18 protein-coding genes and 1 pseudogene are annotated in these 19,926 nt (G+C 68.3%); 16 read left to right on the top strand and 3 right to left on the bottom strand.

Annotated features, from left to right (window positions below; genetic code table 11):
• A pseudogene (locus ACXJKJ_RS25850) lies at nucleotides 1-377 on the top strand (CHAD domain-containing protein); the annotation flags it as partial.
• A gap of 1,162 nt (nucleotides 378-1,539) precedes the next feature.
• Here ACXJKJ_RS25850 and ACXJKJ_RS25855 read toward each other — a convergent pair.
• The gene (locus ACXJKJ_RS25855; protein ID WP_457393589.1) at nucleotides 1,540-2,559 is read right to left on the bottom strand and encodes a transporter; all 1,020 of its coding nucleotides are present in this window, start codon (nucleotides 2,557-2,559) and stop codon (nucleotides 1,540-1,542) included.
• Between the two features lie 259 nt (nucleotides 2,560-2,818).
• Here ACXJKJ_RS25855 and ACXJKJ_RS25860 point away from each other — a divergent pair, with 259 nt between their 5' ends.
• Nucleotides 2,819-3,088, top strand: a complete 270-nt coding sequence (locus ACXJKJ_RS25860) for a hypothetical protein (RefSeq protein WP_457356089.1) — start codon at nucleotides 2,819-2,821, stop codon at nucleotides 3,086-3,088.
• A gap of 222 nt (nucleotides 3,089-3,310) precedes the next feature.
• Here the strand turns inward: ACXJKJ_RS25860 and ACXJKJ_RS25865 are convergent, their stop codons facing one another.
• Nucleotides 3,311-3,808: a hypothetical protein gene (locus tag ACXJKJ_RS25865; RefSeq protein ID WP_457393591.1), complete on the bottom strand. Its 498-nt coding sequence runs from the start codon at nucleotides 3,806-3,808 to the stop codon at nucleotides 3,311-3,313.
• Nucleotides 3,809-3,889: 81 nt separating this feature from the next.
• Here ACXJKJ_RS25865 and ACXJKJ_RS25870 point away from each other — a divergent pair, with 81 nt between their 5' ends.
• Nucleotides 3,890-4,885 carry a Ppx/GppA phosphatase family protein gene (locus ACXJKJ_RS25870; protein ID WP_457393593.1) on the top strand — a complete coding sequence of 332 codons (996 nt, stop codon included), beginning with the start codon at nucleotides 3,890-3,892 and terminating at the stop codon, nucleotides 4,883-4,885.
• Between the two features lie 572 nt (nucleotides 4,886-5,457).
• Here the strand turns inward: ACXJKJ_RS25870 and ACXJKJ_RS25875 are convergent.
• Nucleotides 5,458-7,389, bottom strand: a complete 1,932-nt coding sequence (locus ACXJKJ_RS25875) for a S8 family serine peptidase (RefSeq protein WP_457393595.1) — start codon at nucleotides 7,387-7,389, stop codon at nucleotides 5,458-5,460.
• Nucleotides 7,390-7,523: 134 nt separating this feature from the next.
• Here ACXJKJ_RS25875 and gspG point away from each other — a divergent pair, with 134 nt between their 5' ends.
• The 13 genes from gspG to ACXJKJ_RS25940 all read left to right on the top strand — a co-directional run bounded on the left by gspG (nucleotide 7,524) and on the right by ACXJKJ_RS25940 (nucleotide 19,848).
• Nucleotides 7,524-7,949 (top strand): type II secretion system major pseudopilin GspG, encoded by a 426-nt coding sequence (gspG, locus tag ACXJKJ_RS25880; protein ID WP_457356093.1) that lies wholly within the window; start codon nucleotides 7,524-7,526, stop codon nucleotides 7,947-7,949.
• The gene (locus tag ACXJKJ_RS25885; RefSeq protein WP_457393597.1) at nucleotides 7,949-9,139 is read left to right on the top strand and encodes a type II secretion system F family protein; all 1,191 of its coding nucleotides are present in this window, start codon (nucleotides 7,949-7,951) and stop codon (nucleotides 9,137-9,139) included. Before gspG ends, ACXJKJ_RS25885 begins: the two co-directional genes overlap by 1 nt.
• Nucleotides 9,136-10,674, top strand: coding sequence for a GspE/PulE family protein (locus tag ACXJKJ_RS25890; RefSeq protein WP_457393599.1), 1,539 nt, complete (start codon nucleotides 9,136-9,138; stop codon nucleotides 10,672-10,674). Before ACXJKJ_RS25885 ends, ACXJKJ_RS25890 begins: the two co-directional genes overlap by 4 nt.
• Complete coding sequence (locus ACXJKJ_RS25895; RefSeq protein ID WP_457393601.1) at nucleotides 10,655-11,695, top strand: PilN domain-containing protein; 1,041 nt, start codon at nucleotides 10,655-10,657, stop codon at nucleotides 11,693-11,695. The genes ACXJKJ_RS25890 and ACXJKJ_RS25895 overlap by 20 nt, the downstream gene beginning before the upstream one ends.
• A complete protein-coding gene (locus ACXJKJ_RS25900) occupies nucleotides 11,692-12,204 on the top strand; it encodes a hypothetical protein (protein WP_457393603.1) in 513 nt (170 codons plus the stop codon). Before ACXJKJ_RS25895 ends, ACXJKJ_RS25900 begins: the two co-directional genes overlap by 4 nt.
• A complete protein-coding gene (locus ACXJKJ_RS25905; protein ID WP_457393605.1) occupies nucleotides 12,201-12,710 on the top strand; it encodes a hypothetical protein in 510 nt (169 codons plus the stop codon). The genes ACXJKJ_RS25900 and ACXJKJ_RS25905 overlap by 4 nt, the downstream gene beginning before the upstream one ends.
• A complete protein-coding gene (locus ACXJKJ_RS25910) occupies nucleotides 12,707-14,848 on the top strand; it encodes a secretin N-terminal domain-containing protein (RefSeq protein ID WP_457393607.1) in 2,142 nt (713 codons plus the stop codon). Before ACXJKJ_RS25905 ends, ACXJKJ_RS25910 begins: the two co-directional genes overlap by 4 nt.
• A gap of 19 nt (nucleotides 14,849-14,867) precedes the next feature.
• A complete protein-coding gene (locus tag ACXJKJ_RS25915; protein ID WP_457393609.1) occupies nucleotides 14,868-15,308 on the top strand; it encodes a type II secretion system protein in 441 nt (146 codons plus the stop codon).
• Nucleotides 15,308-15,688: a type II secretion system protein gene (locus ACXJKJ_RS25920; RefSeq protein WP_457393611.1), complete on the top strand. Its 381-nt coding sequence runs from the start codon at nucleotides 15,308-15,310 to the stop codon at nucleotides 15,686-15,688. The genes ACXJKJ_RS25915 and ACXJKJ_RS25920 overlap by 1 nt, the downstream gene beginning before the upstream one ends.
• On the top strand, nucleotides 15,675-16,178 hold the full coding sequence (locus tag ACXJKJ_RS25925) for a type II secretion system protein (protein WP_457393613.1): 504 nt from the start codon (nucleotides 15,675-15,677) through the stop codon (nucleotides 16,176-16,178). Before ACXJKJ_RS25920 ends, ACXJKJ_RS25925 begins: the two co-directional genes overlap by 14 nt.
• 138 nt (nucleotides 16,179-16,316) lie before the next feature.
• Nucleotides 16,317-17,171 carry an XrtB/PEP-CTERM-associated transcriptional regulator EpsA gene (epsA, locus tag ACXJKJ_RS25930; RefSeq protein WP_457356103.1) on the top strand — a complete coding sequence of 285 codons (855 nt, stop codon included), beginning with the start codon at nucleotides 16,317-16,319 and terminating at the stop codon, nucleotides 17,169-17,171.
• Between the two features lie 291 nt (nucleotides 17,172-17,462).
• Nucleotides 17,463-18,239, top strand: a complete 777-nt coding sequence (locus tag ACXJKJ_RS25935) for a PEP-CTERM sorting domain-containing protein (protein ID WP_457356104.1) — start codon at nucleotides 17,463-17,465, stop codon at nucleotides 18,237-18,239.
• Nucleotides 18,240-18,351: 112 nt separating this feature from the next.
• Complete coding sequence (locus tag ACXJKJ_RS25940; RefSeq protein ID WP_457356105.1) at nucleotides 18,352-19,848, top strand: hypothetical protein; 1,497 nt, start codon at nucleotides 18,352-18,354, stop codon at nucleotides 19,846-19,848.
• Nucleotides 19,849-19,926 lie beyond the last annotated feature (78 nt).

The raw sequence follows: 19,926 nt of genomic DNA on the forward strand, positions 1-19,926 counted from the left end.
CCTTCAACTCGCTGACCGAGACGCCGCTGGCTCGGCTGCGGCACAAGGGGAAATGGGAGCGCCAAGCCCAAGTGCTGCGCCAGGGCTTGAGCGTGCATCAGGCCGCGGACACCCTGTCGGTGGCTCCCAGCACGGCCTTCCGCTGGCGTCACCGCTTCCTGCAACTGGCCCAGGGCGTGAAGGCCCGAGTGCTGCAAGGCGTGGTGGAGGCCGACGAGACCTACTTCCTGCGCTCCAGCAAGGGCCRGCATTTCGAGGCGTTGACACAGGACGAGCAGCATCGTGCCCGCAAGCGGCTGAAGCGCCTGCGCTACCTCGCAGAGTTCGTCGCGCCACGCTACAAGCGTGTGGCTGTGAAGCGCTATTTGGCCGCCCTGGAGCCCGCGCAAGATGCGCTTGGTGCGCACAACGACGCCGTCGTCGCGCTGGAACGCTATCGAGCGTTGGCCACCACGGACCGGGATGCGCTATTCGCTGTCGGCTGGCTCACGGCCAAGCGGGAACAGACTGCTATCGATGGCCGCCATGCCTTGAAGGCGCTTGACGACGCTCAGCGATTCTGGCGCTAGGTGCGGAGCCGACGTTGCTCGTTTTGCGGGCAGTGGGATGGCCTGCGGCCCCTGACAACCACTTACGCGGTGCCGTCAGCGCTTATCCACAGGGTTGCCCACCATGGGCGGGTACAACTTGGCTATGTGAAAGCGCCGCGTGGACACGTGCCAGCGCATCGCGGGCACCACGTTGTCGCCCCTGCATCTGTTCAAAGACCTCTGGCAATCCGCCGTGAACGCGGGTCAACGGTTTGTCGAGCTGAGCGATCCAACTTGACAGGCACCGGTCGACAAGACGGAAGGCGCTGACCCGTTCCTGCTCCTGGGCAGACATGAATACCTCCAGCAATGACCCAACGGGGTAGCCGTTGAGCTCAGGCCGAAGGCTGGCCAGTTCCTGGAGCAGGGCATGGTCTGAGGGGAATACAGGGCCGGAAGCCCGGATGACGTTCAATGTGATGTCCCGTGCGCGTTCGTACTGCAATCTAGGCGCCGCCGACGGGCGAGTCCATCGGCGAGGTGCGGTATTTGGCATTCTAGGAAACCCTAGGACTGTATGTGTCACCAGCCGTCGCGAGGCGTGCCGTTCCAACCCTGTGCATGCCGAATGGGGGCACGCGAATTGCCACATTGCCGCGCACTTCGGAGCCCCATAAAACCACCTTCGTTCACCAATCCGTGCAACCGCCGACGCCGAAGGCGGGAAAGGAGTCAGCGACCGACTCGAGTGATGCCGGCCGCGAGCCCAACGCACCTCGTCCAGACTGGCCCGCGCCGGGTCTCGTCGGGAGCTACGGGCCACTCGTTGAAGGGCCGCTGCCAGATGACAAGGACGGCGCAGGCGCCGACGAACGGAAAAAGCCTTGAGCCTTTAGCGCGCCTGCGAGGCCATGGGGTTTGCTCTCATCCGTTGCCCCACCCCGGTGACCAAGATGGAGGCGGGGAATCAAAGCAGAGGTCCAGTCCTGGATTGCGCATGGCGTGCTCGCTACTCGCGGCGCCGGAACGCCAGCCAGCCCGCCAAGGCCGTGAAGATCATCAGCATCACGAAGATGACCGCGAAGCCGTAAGGCGCCTCGTTGAACGGGATACCGCCCACGTTCATGCCGAACAGGCCCGTGCAGATATTGATTGGTAATCCCAGCACGGTGATCACCGTCAGCGTGAACAGGCTGCTGTTGGTCTGCTCGCTCACCTGTGCGGCGATCTCTTCCTGCAGCAGCTTGATGCGTTCCTGCAGCGCCATGAGGTCGCGCAAGACCAGTGAGAACTCCTCGGTGCCCTGGCGGAGGTCTTCCAGGTCACGCTCTGCAATCCAGGACGGCGGCTGCCGCAGCAACCGGAACATGGCACCTGGTTCCGGGGCCAGCAGCCTTTGCAGCCGCACCAGCACACGGCGCAGCTTGCCAAGGTCGGCGCGTCGACGCTGAAGCTTGCCTTTCTGCAAGGTGTCTTCGATCGTGTCCACCTGCACGGTGGCGTCGCGCACGATGCGCACCAGCACATCGCCTTGGTCGTGCATCAACTGGTTCAGCAGTGCCATCGAAGAGTCGAAACGGTGACCATCCTTGACGGACTGGCGCAGGCGGTCGATCGATTTCAAGGGATGGCTGCGCGCGCTGATGGCCATGCGCTCGGTGACGGTCATCCACAGCGTGGCGATCTCGGACGGGTCGAACGAGAACTCGTAGGCGACATCGTTGACCACCGCGACCAGATGATCGCTGGCATCTTCGATCCGCGTCGAACGCGAGCCGTCCCGCAGCGCCTCGAAGAATTCAGGAGCCAATGCGAGATGAGCACGCATCCAGGGTTCGGCCGACACATCGCTGAGGTTGAAGTGCAGCCAAACGAAGGCGCCTGCAGCGTCCGGCGATGCGTCCGTCTGTGCACCGGCAATCCAGGTGCGAACCTCTTCAAGTGATATCGGCCGCCCTGACGCGTCTGGCGAAAACAGGTAGCCGCAGATCAGCCCGTTGGGATCCGAACCGTAATTGGTAGTTGCCATGTTGTCCTACTCCTTGCGGCTGGATTGTCCGTGTCGCAAGACGGGATTCGTCGAGCCTGCACGCCGCGTCACGGTCGAGCGACTACGGCGCAAAGCGATACCCGACGGTCGCGGCACCCGGGGCGTGCTGGACTTTGAGACAAGCCTGAGCGATCGAGAAGCCCTAGGCACAGAACGCGGTACTTTCCGTCACGCACCTCAGTTGCGCCGTTGATGGCGATGCATACCATTGGGCATTGCTCCAAACGGGAGGATGTGCATGCACGATCCGCAAGACGGTGATGAAACCATCACCCAGGCTGTCTATGGCGTCGACGGGCAGCTCTGGGTCAGCATCTCGAAATCTGCGCTGGATTCCCGCTTCGGACCGGGCCCGGTTGGTGCTGGGCCGGATGCGTCCCATCAGGCGGCAGTGCTGACCTTCAATGCCAACCATGAGGTCATCGCAGCGGCCGCCGACAAGAAGCGGCAACCCGGTGAAGCTCACGGCCGGGAGAATCCGTTGCGTCTTGAGCGCGACGATCTCTGAGGCCGATCAAAAGGCATCTCACCTTCTCCGTGGAAGGCGACTTCGGTTGGGCGGAATGTCAAGCCGATATGGCGCCCGAGCGTGCTGCGCAAACATGACCTGCAACTCGCTCGATTCACAGCGCTGTTGCGAATAGGTAGGTGCCATCTCGGCGTTGGCCAAGTGTGATCCGATGCACGGAGGATGGACGACCATCGAGCGACGCATCCGCACCGACCCGGGTCATTCTCCCTTCTTGGCCTTGGGGCGCCCGGTCTTGACGGTGGGCACGGACGTCAGCGCGCGCAGCAGGGCAGCGTTGTCGAGACTGGCCAGTAGCTTGACGCCAGCGCGCAGCAGCTCGCTCTTCTTGGCGTGGTGGGCACCGGCCAGCGCGCGTTGCTTGAGCTGGCTCAGCAGGGCGTATTCGTCCGACGGCATGGTGAAGCTGTCGCGCACCAGCTTGACCTTGGCGGTCTTGGCCGGGGACGCTGGCTTGGCCGCCTTGGTGGTTGGCTCGGAGGCCTTGGCTGCGGGCTTGGTTGCAGGTTTTGCAGCTGGTTTGGCTGCGGGCGTGGCAGCAACCTTTGCGGCACGCTTTGCCGCTGCCTTGGCTGCGGGCTTGACCGTGGCCTTGGCTGCGGGTTTCGCGGCTGCGCGGGGAACCTTGGCGGCGCGGAGCTTGGCGGTGGCCTGGACCGGCGCTACTGCCTGGCCTGCTTTTTCAACCATGCGGGTCATGTCATTTTTCCTTCATCTGAAAACCGTATATTCAGTTTACACAGTTTCCGACTCGGCCTGCAGGGCTGACGACTTGCCGACATGCCCGACCTGCTGCCTTCTTGCTCGCCCACGCTGGCGGCCATCGATCTGGGGTCCAACAGCTTCCGGCTCGAGATCGCCCGGGTCACGCAGAACCGCTATCAGCGGCAGGTGTGCATCAAGGAGATGGTGAGCCTGGGAGCGGGACTGGACTCGCGTGGGGTGCTCTCGCGCGAGTCCATGGTGCGCGGCCTGCGGTGCCTGCAGGGCTTCTCGTCCGAGCTGGTTCGGCACGACCTGGCCGGCGCGCGCGTCGTGGCCACGCAGACGCTGCGCGAGGCCAGCAACCGCGACGAATTCCTGCACCGTGCCCAGACGCTGCTGGGCCTGCCCATTGACGTCATATCCGGGCACGAGGAAGCACGGCTGATCTACGCCGGCGTGGCCTTCATGCACCCCTCGCCGGGTCGCCGCCTGGTGGTGGACATCGGCGGGCGCTCTACCGAGATGATCGTCGGACAGGGTGGCGCACAGCGCGTGACGCAGTCGTTTCCTGTCGGAAGTGCCAGCGTCGCGCATCGCTTTTTCCCGGGCGGCCGAATGACGGAGGACGCATTCCGCGCAGCCCAACTGGTCATAGGCGAGTCCGTGTGTCAGGCGCTGGCGCCCTTTGCTGCGGTCCACTGGGACGAAGCGTTGGGCGCTTCAGGAACTGCCCGCAGTCTGTCGTGCGTGCTCAAGGCCACGGGCGTTACCGATGGCGCCATCACGCCGAAAGCCCTGCGTTGGCTGATCAAACGTTGCGTGGCCGCAGGGCATGTGGACAAACTGGACCTTCCCGGCCTGAAGCCGCACCGACGCGGCGTGCTGCCCGGCGGCCTCTCGATCCTCTACGCCCTGGTCATGCATTGTGGTATCCGACGGATGCTGCCGGCGAAGGGCGCGCTTCGCCAGGGCGTCATCGTTGATTTGCTCGGGCAACCCAAGCGGAACGCGGACGTCGGGACCACCAGCGTGCGCTTGCGCAGTCAGGTACCAAAGCTGGCTGCAGCTTGACTGGGGCGAATCGTTGAAGTCGGCTTGGCTGGCGACCAGCGTAGCGCACCGGAAAAGGGGCTCAAGTCGCCGGAATGATCGTTCGCACAGCTGGCCGTGGCGCCCACGCAGCCGGACTGGTCGCTGCGCCCGCCGCGCCGGACAAGGTGCACAGCAAGCATCAGGCTGGGTGCTCAAGACCTGCTGAACCGGCCGCTCAGGTGGGATCGGAATATGCACCCACGTCGCTGATGCGAATCGCCGTCACGAAAAATTTGGTTATCAAAGGCCCGCCATCCGATAGGACCTATTGGAAGCCTGGCGGATGCGACCGACGCTTCGCGAGCTGCACATACCTCTCGCGGGCCAGGCCAAGAACGTAGGACGCTTTGCTGAGCCGTGACATCGCTGCTGAATCACCAGGCCGCCATCGCGCAAGGGCGGCGCTGTAGAGGCGTTGGGCGGTCAACACGCGGCGATTCGCCTGAAGCATTGGGCTGGGTCTCATGGAGCCTCCAGGGCCGGTAGCCGAAATATGCCACCAGAGGCTGACGGCCGGGGGTGTTACATGCTTTCTGCGCCCAGAATCAGGATCAGCCCCTCTTGCGACGCGGGCGCTGAAGGCCGAGACCTAGCGTCGGCGATGCCGCCACGATTGAACCGCCCCGGGTTTCGCGTCTGGGTCGCGGCGGGTGCAGCATGGTTGCTGCGCCCGCCAGCCCGAGCAACCACCAGCCTGAGGCTGCACCGCCGCCGCCCGAGGAGGGCGCCGGCGATGGCGGGTTGGGTGTCGGTGGCGGTGGGGGAGCTGGCGGTGGAGGCGGTGGAGGCGGCGGTGTCAGCGGAATGGGCGTGCTGCCCTGCGCCTGACCGCAGCGGCTCAGGTTGTTGCTCTGCAAGCCCAGCGAGCTGCGCGCGGGCGCGGCGTAAGTCGTCGGCGTCAGCGCGAACTTGACGGCCTCGGCCGCATCGAGAAGGCCGTCCCCGCCGGTGGTCGCATCCAGCGTGCAGCGGCTGTTGTTGGTCGTCGTGCAATAGCCCAGCGCATAGGCTGTCACGTGCGGCCGCGCGCTCGCCTTGAGGCCAGCCTCGACCTGGGTCAAAGTCAGGTTGGGATTCGCCGACCACATCAGCGCAGCCGCACCCGCCACCAGGGGCGCGGCGAAGCTGGTGCCGCTGACGGCGCCATAGCCCGCGACCGATGGTGCCGTCTTGCCGGTGTTGATGGTCGATACGACGCCCGTGTCGGCCAGCTCGATGTCGCAAGTGCGCTGGTAGTTGCCGTCGCCACCGGGTGCGAGCAGCTGCACTTCCTTGCCGAAGTTGGAATAGAGGGCCTTGTAGCCCTGGCGGTTGGCGGCGGCAACGCCGAAGACGCCGCTGCAATTGGCCGGCCGGCCGACCGCGCTGCGCAGGTTGCCCGCTGCGGCGACGATGAGCACGCCCTTGGCACGCAGTTCGGCGATGGCGTCCTGGTAGAGCCTGGCCGCCGCCGCGACGTCAGGGTTGCTGTCCGTCGTGCTGCAGGAGGTCACGCCGGCAAAGCCGATGACCAGCACCTTCGCCGGGTTCGGGTTCGCCGGCACACCCGCCACGCTCAGGCCCGCGGCCCAGCGCATGCCGTCGACCATGTCGGCCACCGAAGCGCCGCATTTGCCCGACACGCGCACCGGCAGGATGCGCGCATTCCAGTTGATGCCGGCCACGCCGCCGGCGTTGTTGGTCACCGCGCCGAGCTGGCCGGCCACGAGGGTGCCGTGCCAGCTGCTGCTGTCGTTGACCAGGCAGCCGTCCCACAGCGCCAGGTTGCCGTCGTGCTCGGCCTGGCTGAGCGCGTCGCCGGGATCGTTGGCGCCGGCGCTGCGGCCCGTGCCGCCGTTGTTGGCGTATTCGGGTTTGCTGACGAAGTTGTAGCCCGGCAGCAAGTTGGCGTTCAGGTCGCCATGGGCGGTCACGCCCGAGTCCAGCACGGCGACAACCGGCGCGGCCGAGCCCGTCGTCGTGTCCCAGGCCTTGGTGAAGCCGGCGGCACCAGCGTTGGTGGTGTCGTTCTGCTCGTCCAGCCACCATTGGGCGGAACTCGGATCGGTGGGGCGGAACAACGGGTCGTTGGGCACGGCCGCGCGCTGCTCATGCGAATCGGGCATGGCATGCGCAAGGCGGGCGTCGGCGCGCAGCGCGGCCAGCCAAGCCGCCTTGGCCGAGACATCGACGTCGGCGCCCGCCTGTAGCCGCCACCAGCCGGCGCCCAAAGGCCGCTCGGCCTTCAGCGGCAAGCCGGCATCGGCCAGCACGCGGCGCAGCAGCGCCTGCTGCTGGGCGCTGTCGCGGCCGGCATCAACGAGCTTGACGATCAACGTCGTGCCCTCGCGCGCCTGCGGCGCGGCCACGGCGGGTCGCATCTGCGTAGCCAGGCCGACGGCCGAGACGGCCACCGTGGCAACGGTCGCCGCTGCAACGAGCTGGGTGAAACGAAGCCCGCTCGTGGCGGGCCGGGGCGGTGGGGTCAGAGGCAGCTTTTTCACCCGGCCACCTTAGCCAGCTGCGGTGAAGCCGCCATGACATGAGCCGATCGGCTCATTGGCGGCGTCATCTGCCCTTCATTCATGTCGCGGTCACTGCGGCTTCCTAAGCTGCGCCGCCCTGACCCATTCGGACCATGACCGCCCCACTCCGTCCCAAACGCCCCCGCGGCTTCACGCTGCTGGAGCTGCTCGTCGTCATGGTCATCATTGGCCTGCTTGCCGGCTATGTCGGCCCGAAGTTCTTCGGCCAGATCGGCAAGAGCGAGGTCAAGGCGGCGCGCGCGCAGATCGACGCGCTGACCAAGTCGCTGGACCAATTCCGTTTGGATGCAGGCCATTACCCGAGCACGGAGCAGGGCCTGGCCGTGCTCGTCACCAAGCCCGCCGATGAGCCAAAGTGGGCCGGTCCCTATCTGAGCAAAGCCTTGCCCAAGGACCCCTGGGGCAATGACTACCAATACCGCTCGCCGGGCGAGCATGGCGACTACGACCTGCTGTCCTTCGGCAAGGACGGCCGCCCCGGCGGTGAAGGCGAAGACGCCGACCTCGTCTCCTGGTGATGGCGATGCCAGAGTTCGACGTCCGCTACCTCGACGCCCAGCGCCAACCGGCGCAGGCCCGGGTGCAGGCGTCGGACGCCAGCGGCGTGGCGGCGGTGCTGGGCCTGTCGCCGGCCGCACTGCTAGCGGTCGAACCGGTTGAAGTCAAGCCGCTGAAGGCCAGCGGCGGCCGCTTCGCGCGCCGCCAGTTCGCTCAACAGCTCGCCGTGCTGCTGCGCGCCGGCATCCCGCTGCTGGAGGCCCTGCAAACCCTGCAGTCGCAGGACAACCCGCCCGCGGTCAGCGCGGCCCTGGCCGGCGTCGTCGCCCGCATCCAGCTCGGTGAAGCCTTCTCGGCGGCGCTGGCCTCGCAGCCCCAAGCCTTCGATGCCCTCTTCGTCGCCGTCGTCGAGGCCAGCGAGCGCAGCGGCCAGGTCGAGCAGGCGCTGTTCGAGCAGGCCAGCTATCTGGCCTGGGCCGAGCAGCTGCGCGCCAAACTCGTCGCGGCGGCCATCTACCCAGCCATGCTGATCGCCGCCGGCACGGCCGTCGTGCTGTTTTTGCTCGTCTTCGTCGTGCCGCGCTTTGCCGGCCTGCTCGAAGGCGTGGGCGGCGACCTGCCCCTGGCGTCCCGCGCACTGATCGCCGTCGGCGCCTTCAGCGGCGCCCATCCGCTGGCCCTGCTGCTGATCGCCGCCGGCCTCATCGCTCTGCCCCTCTGGGCCTGGCAGCGCGGCTTGCGCGAGGCCCTGCAGGCGCGGCTGTGGCGGCTGCCGTTGATCGGCCCCAAGCTGCATCTGCTGTCGCTGGCCCAGCTCTACCGCTGCCTGGCCATGCTGCTGCTGGCCGGCGTGCCCATCGTGCCGGCCCTGGTCAACGCGCGTGGCGTGGCCGCGGCCCATCTGCGCGCCGCGCTAGACCGCGCGACCGAAGCCGTGCGCCTGGGTGAACGCCTGTCGGGCTCACTGCAGCGCGAGGGCCTGACGACGCCGATCTCGCTGCGCATGCTGCGTGTGGGCGAACACAGCGGCGAGCTGGGCGCCATGCTGGCCCAGGCCGCAGGCTTCTATGACGAAGAGCTGTCGCGCCTGTCCGAACTCGTCACCCGCCTCGTCAACCCCGCGTTGATGCTGATCATGGGCCTGGTCATCGGCACGGTCGTCGTGCTGATGTATCTGCCGATCTTTCAATTGGTGGACCAGGTGCAATGAACGCCCACGTCGATATTTCGCCCGACGTGCTGGAGCGCCTGCCCGCATCCGATGCGCCGTGGACCCTGGCCTTCGAGCCCTGGCCCCACGCCGATGCGCAGCGCTGGCGCGCGGTGATGGCTCGGTCCGCACGCGGCCGCCTGGCGCTGCTGGCCGACCGGCCGCTGGAGCCGCTGCTGCGCCTGCGCATCGAGTCGCGGCTGAAAAAGCCCGTGCTGTGGTGGCCCTGCGAGCCCGCCGAGATTGACGCGCTGCTGGAGGCCGGCGAGGTCGACTACCGCGCGCTGGGCTCCATGGTCGAGAGCTTCGGCGATGGCGCTCAGGCCGAGGCCGCGCAGGAGCTGTCGGCCCTGCACCTGGCCGAGCAGGCCAGCCCCGTCGTGCGCCTGCTCGACGCGACGCTGTACGACGCGCTGCAGGACGGCGCCAGCGACATCCACTTCGAGTGCCAGCTGCGCGGCATGAAGATCCGCAGCCGCATCGACGGCGTCATGCTGGACGTGAAGACCATCGATGGCACACAGGCCGCCGAGCAGCTGGTGTCGCGCTTGAAGGTCATGGCCGAGCTCGACATCGGCGAGCGCCGCCTGCCGCAGGACGGCCGCTTCAAGCTGCGCGTGCAGGGCCGCGAGGTCGACTTTCGCCTGTCCATCATGCCCAGCGTCTTCGGCGAGGACGCGGTGGTGCGCGTGCTGGACCGCGCCCAGGTGGAGGCACAAGGGGTGCTGACGCTCGACGCCCTCGGCTTCGAGCCCGAGGCGCGTGCGCAGATCCGTGCCCTGGCCCGCCAGCCCCACGGCATGCTGCTCGTGACCGGCCCGACCGGCTCGGGCAAGACGACGACGCTCTATGCCGCCATCAGCGAGGTCAACACCGGCCGCGACAAGATCATCACCATCGAGGACCCGGTCGAGTACCAGCTGCCCGGTGTCGTGCAGATCCCCGTCAACGAGAAGAAGGGGCTGACGTTCGCGCGCGGCCTGCGCTCGGTGCTGCGTCACGACCCCGACCGCGTCATGGTGGGCGAGATCCGCGACACCGAGACGGCCCAGATCGCCGTGCAGGCGGCCCTCACCGGCCATCTGGTCTTCAGCACGGTGCACGCCAACAACGCCTTCGACGTCGTCGGCCGCTTCATGCACATGGGGCTGGACCTCTACAACGTCGTCTCGGCGCTGAACGGCGTGCTCGCGCAGCGCCTGATGCGCATCAACTGCCGCCACTGCCTGGTGCCGCTGCCCGCCACAGCCGGGCAGCTGCGCGACCACGGCCTGCCCGAGGATGCGCAGCTGCAGCAGGGTCGTGGCTGCTCGCACTGCCGCAGCACCGGCTACAAGGGCCGGCGCGCTGTCAGCGAGCTGCTGTGGCTGGACGACGAGCTGCGCGACCTCATCGCCAGCCGCGCGCCGCTGGGCCGCATCAAGGAGATGGCCCGCGGCCGCGGAATGCGCTCGCTGCGTGACGCCGCCGTGGCGCTGGTGCTGCGCGGCGACTCCACGCTGGAGGAGCTTGAGCGTGTCACGCTGGCGGACTGAGCGGCGGCTGCTGGCGGCTGATTTCGCGGACTGGTGCGCGGCCCACCCGGGTGCCCGAGTCGAGCTGTTCGTCGGCGCCGAGCGCATGCACAGCCTGCTGGTGCCCGAAGACCTGCCCCTGGCCGACGAGGCCGCTCTGCTCGGCTATGCGCGCCTGCAGTTCACGCACTACTTCGGCCCCGCGGCCCAGAACTGGCCCCTGGCGGCCTGGCCGCGCGGCGCCTGTGCGCTGGCCGATGGCAGCCTGGCCGAACTGCAAGCGACCGCCGCCGCGCATCGCGTGCGCATCGTCTCGCTGCGGCCGAGCTGGACGCTGGCACCGGCGCAGGACGGTGGCACGGCCGTCATCGACGAGGGCCTGCTGACCTGGCTGCGCGGCGAGGATGGGTGCCTGGTCGAACTGCAGCAACGCCATGTCGACGACGAACTGTTGAAGGAGCTGGCCGGCGCGCACATCGCCCACGCCCGGGATCTGCTGGCAGGCCCCGGTGGCCAGCCCGGTCCCGACTTCATCGCCCAGCCCTCGCGCGCCCGGCCGCTGCTCTGGGCCTGGGCGGCGACGGCCGCCGCGGCCTGCGCCCTGGTCGCCGTGCAGGCCCAGGGCCAGCGCGAGGAGGCCCAGCGCCTGGCAGAGCAGTCCGCTGTGCTCGATCGCCTGGCCCGCCCGGCGCCTGCGGCCAAGCCCGCACCACCCAATCCCGCCGCTCGCGGTCGCGCCTGGGCTGCCGCCCGCCAGCTCGACACCGATTGGCCCGCGCGCTGGACCGAACTGGAGCGCGCCCTGCCACCCGGCCTGCAGCTCGCCGCCCTCGACCTGGACGCCAAGACACTGCGCCTGGAAGGCCAGTCCCCTGCGGCCGAAGCGGTGACGCAACTCGTCGACCGGCTCGCGATGCAGGCGGCACCGGGCGAAGAGGTCGTGCTGACGAGATTGCAACGCCCGGATGCCCCAACAGCGACGCCCGCTGACGCCGGCCCGCTGCGCTTCGAACTCGTGCGCCGCAGCGGAGGGCCGCGATGAAGCGCGCGCTGCTGCTCGCCCGTCGCCTGGGCTGGCCCGCCGCTCTCGCGGCCCTGCTGACGCTGGCCGCCGTCATCGGCGCGCTGTGGTTGCCGCGCCAGCAGGCGCGGCTCGACACCCAGCGCCAGGCCCTGGCCGCGCGTCGCCTCGCGCTGCAACGACTACCCGCGCCGCCGCCCGCCGACATTGCCGCCTTCGCGCACAGCCTGCCGCCCGACAGCGAGCGCCAGGCGCGCACCGCGGCCCTGCTCGCGCTGACCGCCGAGCAGGGCCTGCCCTGGCCGCGTAGTGAATTCCGCTACCAGGCCGACCGCGAGCTGGGCCTGGCCCAGTACCGCGTCGCGATGAGCGTGGCCGGTCGTTATGGCGCGCTGCGTGGTTTCGTCGCCGAGGCGCTGCGGCGCGACCCGGCGTTGGCGCTGGAGAGCCTGCGGCTGCGCCGCGAAGCGAACGGGGAACTCAAGGCCGAGTTCGCCTGGGTGCTGCACATGCAGGCGGCCACGAAATGAAGCGCCCGGCTCCGCGCCAGATTGCGCTGTTCATCGCTCTTGGCATCAGCTTGGCGGCCACGGCCTGGGTCGCCAGCAATGATGAACTCGAGACCACGGTGCCGGCACCTCGGCGCGGCGTCGCCGGCGCAAAAGCGGCTGTGCCACAGGACTGGCCCGGGCCAGCTTCGAATGCACGCGGCACCTGGCCCGAAGCCGACGCCGAACCGCGCCGCGCCTGGGGTGAAACGGCCGCGCCACCGCCCACCGTTGCCGTTGCGGCACCTCTTCCCGCACCGGCTGCAGAACCCGAAGACGCTGCACCCCCCTTTCCTTACGAACTTGTCGGCCGCATGACCGACAGCCGCCCGCGCGTCGTCCTCAACGGCCCGCAGCGCAGCCTGGTGCTGGGGGTCGGCGAGGTCGTCGACGGCCAATGGCGCATCGAGGCCATCGAGGCCGACGGCCTGCGCCTCAAGCGTCTGCCCGAAGGGCCCAGCCAGTTCATCGCCTTCCCGTCCTCATGAAACCCCTGCTCCCGCTTCTCTGCCTGGCCCTGCTGCTCGCCGGCTGTGCCAATCCCGCGCTGCGCGAGGCCGACTCACTGCAGCGCAGCGGCGACCACGAGGCGGCATTGCGCTTGCTGACCGAAGCCAGCCGCCGCGAGCCCCAGGACCTGGCCTTGCGCAGCGAACTCGCCCGCCAACGCGAACGCGCCCTGATGGCCCTGGCCGGCCAGGCCGAGACGGCGCGCACGCTCGGGCAGCTCGACCTGCTGGAGGCACTGCTGCCGCGCATGCGGGCCGTTGACGCCGACGCGCCGCGCACCCGCAGCCTCGCCCTGGCTCTGGCCCGCGCGCGCAGCCACGAGGCCCGGCTGCGCGAGGCGCAGGCCCAGTTCCAGGCCGGCCAGCTCGATGCGGCGCGCGCCGCCGTGCAACAGGTTCTGGCCGAAGACCCCGGCCAGCCCCAGGCCCTGGCCCTGCAGCAACTGCTTCGCCAGCGCTACAGCCCACCGCCGCTGCCTTCAAGCCTGGCTGCGGCCTACCAGAAGCCCGTCAGCCTCGAGTTTCGCGACGCGCCGCTGCGCACCGTCTTCGAAGCCATGGGCCGCGGCGCCGGCGTCAACTTCGTCTTCGACAAGGAAGTGCGCGGCGACGCCAAGGTGACGATCTTCTTGAAGGACGTCAGCCTGGACGAGGCCATGCGCGTCATCCTGGCGACGCAGCAGTTGGAGCGCAAGCTGCTCAACGAGCGCTCGGTGCTGATCTACCCGGCCACGGCGGCCAAGCAGCGCGAGCACCAGGAGCTGGTCACGCGCACCTTCTACCTGAACAACGCCGACGTGAAGCAGGCCCAGGCCCTGGTGCGCATGATGGCCAAGACGCGCGACGTCTTCATCGACGAGCGGCTCAACCTGCTCGTCGCGCGCGACACGCCCGAGGTCATCGCGATGGTCGAGCAGCTCATCGCCGGGCTGGACCTGCCCGAGCCTGAGGTCATGCTGGACGTGGAGGTGCTGGAGGTCAGCACCGACCGCACCGCCGAGCTCGGTCTGCAGCCGGCCACCGACGCGCAGTACGCCCAGCCCAATGCGCCCGGCCTCGTGCCCTGGAGCAGCCGCGGCAACTTCCTGACCCTGGTGGCCAACCCCATCGTGACTGCGCGGCTCAAGGGCAGCGCGGGCGCTTCCAACACGCTGGCCAACCCCAAGCTGCGCGCGCGCAACCGCGAGAAGGCCAAGGTGCAGATCGGCGACAAGGTGCCGGTGTTCACGAGCACGTCCACAGCCAACGTCGGCGTGTCAACGGCTGTGACCTATCTCGACGTCGGCATCAAGCTCGAGGTCGAGCCGACCGTGCAGCTCGACAACGAGGTCGTCATGAAGGTCAACCTCGAGGTGTCGACGCTCGGGACCAAGGAAAGCTCCGGCGGCCCGCAGCCGGCCACGGCCTACCGCATCGGCTCGCGCAATGCCAGCACCTCGCTGCGCCTGCGCGACGGCGAGACCCAGGTGCTGGCGGGTCTCATCAAGGCCGAGGATGGCAAGGGCATCAGCGGCGTGCCGTATCTGTCGGAGATACCGCTGCTGGGCCGCCTGTTCGGCGTGCACACCGACACGCGCAGCAAGACTGAGATCGTGCTGCTGATCACGCCCCATGTGCTGCGCAACCTCAGCCTGCCGGACGCCAGCCGCAGCATCCTGGCCTCTGGCGTGGACGCCAACCCGGGGGCCGAAGGCGCGCGCATCCGGCCCGCGGCCCAGGTGGCGGTGCCGATGTCGGGCGCCGCGCCATCCGCCGCCACCGCCGGCACCGCGGCGGCGCCCGTGGATGCGCTGCGCCTGTCGGCTACCAGTGAGGCGGTCGTGGGTGACATGGTGTCGGTGACCATCCTCAACCCGACGGCCTATGTCGCCGAAGGCGAACTGGCCTATGACCCCTCGCTGTTCGCGCCGGCGCAGGCAGGCACGGCGCCGAATGGCCGGTTGCGCTTCAAGCTCGGCCCGCGCGGTGGCCAGGGCGTGTTCGTGCTGCGCGCCCTGGCCGCGGCGGCCGGCCAGGCAGCCGAGTTCACCTTGGCCGGCGCCACCGGCCGCGACGAGCAGGGCAGCAGCCTGCCGCTGCGCAGCGAGGGCCAGGCTCGTGTCGCGGTCGAGAAGTAGCGGCTTCACGCTCATTGAGATGCTGGCCGTCGTCGCTATCGTCGGCGTGCTCGCGTCCGCCGCCCAGCCCCTGCTGCTATGGACGCACAAGCGCGAGCAGGAGTACGAGCTGCGCCTGGCCCTGCGCATGCTGCGCGGTGCGCTGGACGACTACCGCCAGGCCGTGCGCGAGGGCCGCATCGCGGTCGCAGCGGGCGACAACGGCTACCCGCGCGAATTGCGTCAGCTCGTCGATGGCGTGCCGGTGGCCGGTCAACCCGACACGGCCAAACGCCTGTACTTCCTGCGCCGCCTGCCGCGCGATCCGCTGGCCGACAGGCGCCTGCCCGCCGAGCAAACCTGGGGCCTGCGCAGCTACGACAGTCCGCCCAACGATCCGCGGCCGGGCGTTGACGTTTACGACGTCTATTCGCGCTCCGAAGCGCGGGCCATCGACGGCAGCCGCTATCGGGACTGGTGATGAAGCTTGCAAGAGGCTTCACGCTCATCGAGCTCATCGTCGTCATGGCCATCGTGGCCCTGCTCGCCGGCATCGCCGCGCCGCGCTATTTCCACAGCGTCGATCGCGCCAGGGAGAACAGCCTCAAGAGCTCGCTGCGCGTCATGCGCGAGGCCATCGACCATTTCGCCGCCGACCGCGGCCGCTATCCGGAGAGCCTGGACGAGCTGGTGCAGACGCGCTATCTGCGTGCCCTGCCCGAGGATCCGCTGACGGGCAAACGTGAGGACTGGGTCGTGCTGGTGCCGCCGTCCGATGCCGACATCGCCGGCCAGGTCTTCGACGTGCGCAGCGGCAGCGCTGAGCGGGCACCCGATGGCACGCTGTATGCGGATTGGTAAAGCTCAGACGGGTTTCACCTACCTGCTGCTGCTGTTTGCCATGGCCATCGGCGGCATCGGCCTCGCGGCCCTGGGCGAGCAGGCCCGCCAACGCGCGCTGCGCGAGCAGGAGGCCGAACTGGCTTTCCGCGGCGCTGAGATCGCCCGCGCGATCGCCAGCTATGTCGACGCCGACCCGGCCGGCAACCGGGCGCTGCCGCCCAGCGTCGACGCACTGCTGGAGGACCGCCGCTCCGGCCGCGTCGTGCGGCATCTGCGCCAGCTGCGCAGCGATCCCTTGGGCGGCGATTGGGTCTGGCTGGCACCCGGCGAGGGCGGTTGCAGTGCCGTTGCACCGCGCGGGTCGTCGGCCTTGGGTTGGAGCGGCGTGCGCAGCGCGAGCAGTCGCTTGCTGCTCAAACGCGAGAGCCAACAGGCCAAGCCGGCCTGCGAACTCGTCTTCCGCCATGAGGCCTATCGGCCGGCGGCCCCCATTTTGGCCTCACCCTAGTCCGTTCGGCGCATTCCTTCGCCGTTCCTTCAACGCTGAGTCATGCGCGGCGCCTAGCCTCGCGGATTTCGCGGCAGCGCTTTGATCCACAACAGCGCCAAGGGTTCCCTTCCAGGACGCAAAGTTTTGTCTCCACCCATGACCCAGAGCCCTACCGATTCGGCGCCGACCTCGCTCGTGCTGAGCGACAGCCATGTCGAGGCCATCGTGAGCTCGGCCGAGGCAGGTCTGGAGGTACGTCGCCGCTACCAGTTCTTCGTCTGGATCCAGGGCAGCCTGCAGGTGCTGCTGCCGCACCAGCTTGCTATCTGTGGCGGCTATTCGCGCACCCGCCACGAACTGCAGTTCGAAGCCTTCAATGCTGTCCCCGTCGATGCCCAGCTGCTGACGAGCTTCGCCGATGCGCACAACGCCCTGCTCGCGCAGATGCAGGAGATGTGGTTGCGGGCACGCTGCAAACCCGTCTGCCTCAACCTGGCCCAGGCCCAGTTGCCTGGCGCCTCTACGGAGCAAGGCGCTTTGTTGCAGGTGGCGGGCTTTCACGAACTGGTCGCTCACGGCGTGTCGCGGCCGCAGCGGCCCAACGAGATCGAGAGCTTTTTCGTCCTGGCCAGCCAGGGTGCGCCCTATTCGCCGCGCCAACGGCTGTGCCTGGAGCTGCTGATGCCGCATATGCACAGCACCTGGCAACGCGTGCAGGTCTTCGAGCGCGAATTGCGTGAACTGCCGCCACCGCAGCACGGGCGGCAGGGCTCCGGCTCGCACATCACCGAGCGCGAACGCCAGATCCTGCGCTGGCTGCGCGAAGGCTGCAGCAACCCGAAGATCGGCGAGACGCTGGGCATCAGCCCACTGACCGTGAAGAACCATGTGCAGAAGATCCTGCGCAAGCTCGGCGCCGCCAACCGCGCCCAGGCCGTGGCCATCGCGATCAGCCTGAACCTGCTCAGCAGTTCCGCCCAGCCCGGCGAGCTGACGCCGCAGCGGCGCTGACCCCATGTTTGCAACCGCCGCTCGGCGCGGTTTCATGCCACCCGGATTGACCCGTAGTCCGTTCGGTCTGTATTGAGGCCGCCGGCCTCTGCATGCATGTCACTACCGACTGCCACAGTGCTTGTTGTCGCAGGACATCTCGTTCTTTGAAACCGGGCCAGGCCCAAGCACCCAGACAGACAGCCGGACGCAAGCACGCGTCTGAGCAGACTGCTTCAGGTGGTTATCCAGCAAGACCGACGGGTTCCCCGCTCGGAAACATCCAGATCACATCCCATTGGAGAGACCGCAATGAAACTGAAGACCCTCGCCACCATCGCAGCCCTCGCCGCCATCAGCGCCCCGGCGATGGCCAACATCAAGCAAGTCAACAACGGCACGTCCGAGCTCTTCCTGGTCGTCGGCGACCAGAACGGCTCCTTCATGCTGGACACGGGCGTCACGCTGGCCTCGCTGCTGACCGCTCCGGCCAGCTTCAGCCGCTCCGTCGCCAGCACCGCCTGGACGAACTACACCGCCGCCGACACCAATCTGCTGGACGGCGCCTCCAACAGCACCACCGGCACGCGCTGGGCCCTGTTCGTCTATGACGGCTACACCCTGCCCGAGTTCGACTCGCAGCGCGTCATCACGACGCTGGGCAAGGGCCTGACCACCGCCAGCATCAGCTTCGACGGCGGCACGATGAACCAGGCCAACGCCCAGACCGGCAACCTCAGCCAGGCCGCCAACGGCACCGGCACCCACATCAACACCGCCAACGGCAGCAGCTACAACGTGAAGGGCACCCCGGGCTATGCCGGCGCCAACTTCTTCCGCTTCAGCGATGCCAACACCTTCATCGGCAACAAGGTCGGCGACAGCTCCAAGCTCTTCCTGCTGCAAGGTGACGCCACCGACGGCAGCGACCCCACCCTGCCCATCATCGCCACTCAGCTCGGTCTGACCGCCAGCTTCAACGGCACGACCCTGGCCGTCACGGCCGCGGTGCCGGAACCCGAGTCCTACGCGCTGTTGGTTGCCGGCCTGGCTGCCGTCTGCTTCGTCGCCCGCCGCCGCGCTATCTAAGCGGTTGCCCTTGGCCGCCGCACCTGCGGCGGTGACCCCCCTTTGGTGCCTCTCGCGTCCCTGTACGGACGCGCGGGATTGCCACGCCCTTTCGATCACCAGGACGATCACCATGAAACTGCGCCTCCTCGCCCTCGCCGCCGGCCTCGTCGCCGTCTCCGGCGCCCAAGCCCTGACCCCGACCCAGATCGCCGCCGCCCGTACCGCCGGCACGATCAAGGAAGTCTCGATCTCCGGCGCTTCGGCTCTGCGCCTGTCGCTGGGCGCCTATATGCAGGAAGTCTGCAATGCGGCGAGCCTGCACGTCTATTTCAACGGCACGCTGCCGGTCGATGCTACCGACGGCGTCAACCACCGCGCCTATGCCTGCAACCTGAACGTCGCCGTCGGCGCCTATCCCGTCGGCACGCCCGTCGTCATGTACAAGCGTGATCAGGGCGGTTCGGGCCAGGGTGTCAACCCGATCGCCCTGAACTCGGCCATCGCCCACATGAAGATCGCTGACGACGCCACCTGCGCCGTCACGCCCAACCCGGCCTTCAGCGACATCCAGATCCCGAACTACCTCTGCTCGGGCACCGAGAGCCGCGTCTCCGACGCCGGCATCTCCGACGTCGAACCCAACATCCTGAACCAGGCGCCCAACCTGGCCGACTCCGTCGCCGGCGACCCGGCTTCCGGCGCGGTGGCTCCGGTGGACTTCAGCAACGTGGTTGTCGGTTCCTTCGTGCAGGGTATCTTCGGCGTGGCCGTCAACAAGCAGGCCTACTTCGCCCTGCAGAAGACCCAGTTCCCGACCGAGTCCGCCGGCAAGACCATCGCCGACATCGACAGCCTGCCCCAGCCCACCGTGCCCACGAGCTTTGTGCGCGCCATGCTGACCGGCGGCCTGTCCGCCTCCGCCACGACCAAGCGTGGCTGGGGTCTGGTCATCGATGAGTCCGTCGACGCCTCCGTCAACACCAAGGCCTTCAACGTCTGCCGCCGCCAACCCGGCTCCGGCACGCAAGCCGCCTCCAACATCTACTTCGCGCAGAACCCTTGCGCCAACGACGTTGCGGCCGTCCTGCGCCAGGTCAGCAACACCGCACCCACGCACGCCGCCACCGGTGGCTATCTCGTCAACGAGCAGTCGGGCACCGGCGGTGTCGAGACCTGCCTGGGCACCACCGTAAACAACATCTCCGGCGCCTACGGCCTGGCCGTGCTGGGCCGCGAAAACAACCCGCTGGCCAACGGCGGTGACAAGGGCTATCGCTATGTGAAGCTGGACGGCATGGAGCCGGTGCGCTGGAACGCCACGACGCAAAAGGGCGCCACCACGGGCCACTATGACTTCGTGTTCGAGTCCACGCTGCAGTACAACAGCAGCAACGCCGGCCTGGACAGCGACAAGATCAGCTTCCTCACGGCCATCCGCACGGGTGCGCCCAAGCCGGCCTCGCTGGCCAGCGCCGACCTGGACACCCAGCAAGGCGTGATGGCGCCCTTCGGCGCCTGGTCGTCGCTCGGCCAGTACCCGGTCCTGAGCGCCGGCAACAAGCCCTTCGCCTCGCGCGTGGCCCGCACCGCCGGCAACAGCTGCACCGTGCTGAAGATGGTGCGCTGATCGGCACCATGGGTGGCGGCCAACCCTGGCCGCTATCTCACGCCGCAATCACAAGGCCCGCTCGTTCGGAAGCGGGCC

This window comes from Roseateles sp. P5_E1 (genome assembly GCF_054049335.1).

Coding starts and splice junctions, on each gene's coding strand:
- ACXJKJ_RS25905 (WP_457393605.1), top strand. CDS start 12,201: ATGAAGCGCCCGGCTCCGCGCCAGATTGCGCTGTTCATCGCTCTTGGC.
- epsA (WP_457356103.1), top strand. CDS start 16,317: ATGACCCAGAGCCCTACCGATTCGGCGCCGACCTCGCTCGTGCTGAGC.
- gspG (WP_457356093.1), top strand. CDS start 7,524: ATGACCGCCCCACTCCGTCCCAAACGCCCCCGCGGCTTCACGCTGCTG.
- ACXJKJ_RS25900 (WP_457393603.1), top strand. CDS start 11,692: ATGAAGCGCGCGCTGCTGCTCGCCCGTCGCCTGGGCTGGCCCGCCGCT.
- ACXJKJ_RS25910 (WP_457393607.1), top strand. CDS start 12,707: ATGAAACCCCTGCTCCCGCTTCTCTGCCTGGCCCTGCTGCTCGCCGGC.
- ACXJKJ_RS25885 (WP_457393597.1), top strand. CDS start 7,949: ATGGCGATGCCAGAGTTCGACGTCCGCTACCTCGACGCCCAGCGCCAA.
- ACXJKJ_RS25890 (WP_457393599.1), top strand. CDS start 9,136: ATGAACGCCCACGTCGATATTTCGCCCGACGTGCTGGAGCGCCTGCCC.
- ACXJKJ_RS25870 (WP_457393593.1), top strand. CDS start 3,890: ATGCCCGACCTGCTGCCTTCTTGCTCGCCCACGCTGGCGGCCATCGAT.
- ACXJKJ_RS25935 (WP_457356104.1), top strand. CDS start 17,463: ATGAAACTGAAGACCCTCGCCACCATCGCAGCCCTCGCCGCCATCAGC.
- ACXJKJ_RS25865 (WP_457393591.1), bottom strand. CDS start 3,808: ATGACCCGCATGGTTGAAAAAGCAGGCCAGGCAGTAGCGCCGGTCCAG.
- ACXJKJ_RS25925 (WP_457393613.1), top strand. CDS start 15,675: ATGCGGATTGGTAAAGCTCAGACGGGTTTCACCTACCTGCTGCTGCTG.
- ACXJKJ_RS25920 (WP_457393611.1), top strand. CDS start 15,308: ATGAAGCTTGCAAGAGGCTTCACGCTCATCGAGCTCATCGTCGTCATG.
- ACXJKJ_RS25860 (WP_457356089.1), top strand. CDS start 2,819: ATGCACGATCCGCAAGACGGTGATGAAACCATCACCCAGGCTGTCTAT.
- ACXJKJ_RS25855 (WP_457393589.1), bottom strand. CDS start 2,559: ATGGCAACTACCAATTACGGTTCGGATCCCAACGGGCTGATCTGCGGC.
- ACXJKJ_RS25915 (WP_457393609.1), top strand. CDS start 14,868: ATGCTGGCCGTCGTCGCTATCGTCGGCGTGCTCGCGTCCGCCGCCCAG.
- ACXJKJ_RS25940 (WP_457356105.1), top strand. CDS start 18,352: ATGAAACTGCGCCTCCTCGCCCTCGCCGCCGGCCTCGTCGCCGTCTCC.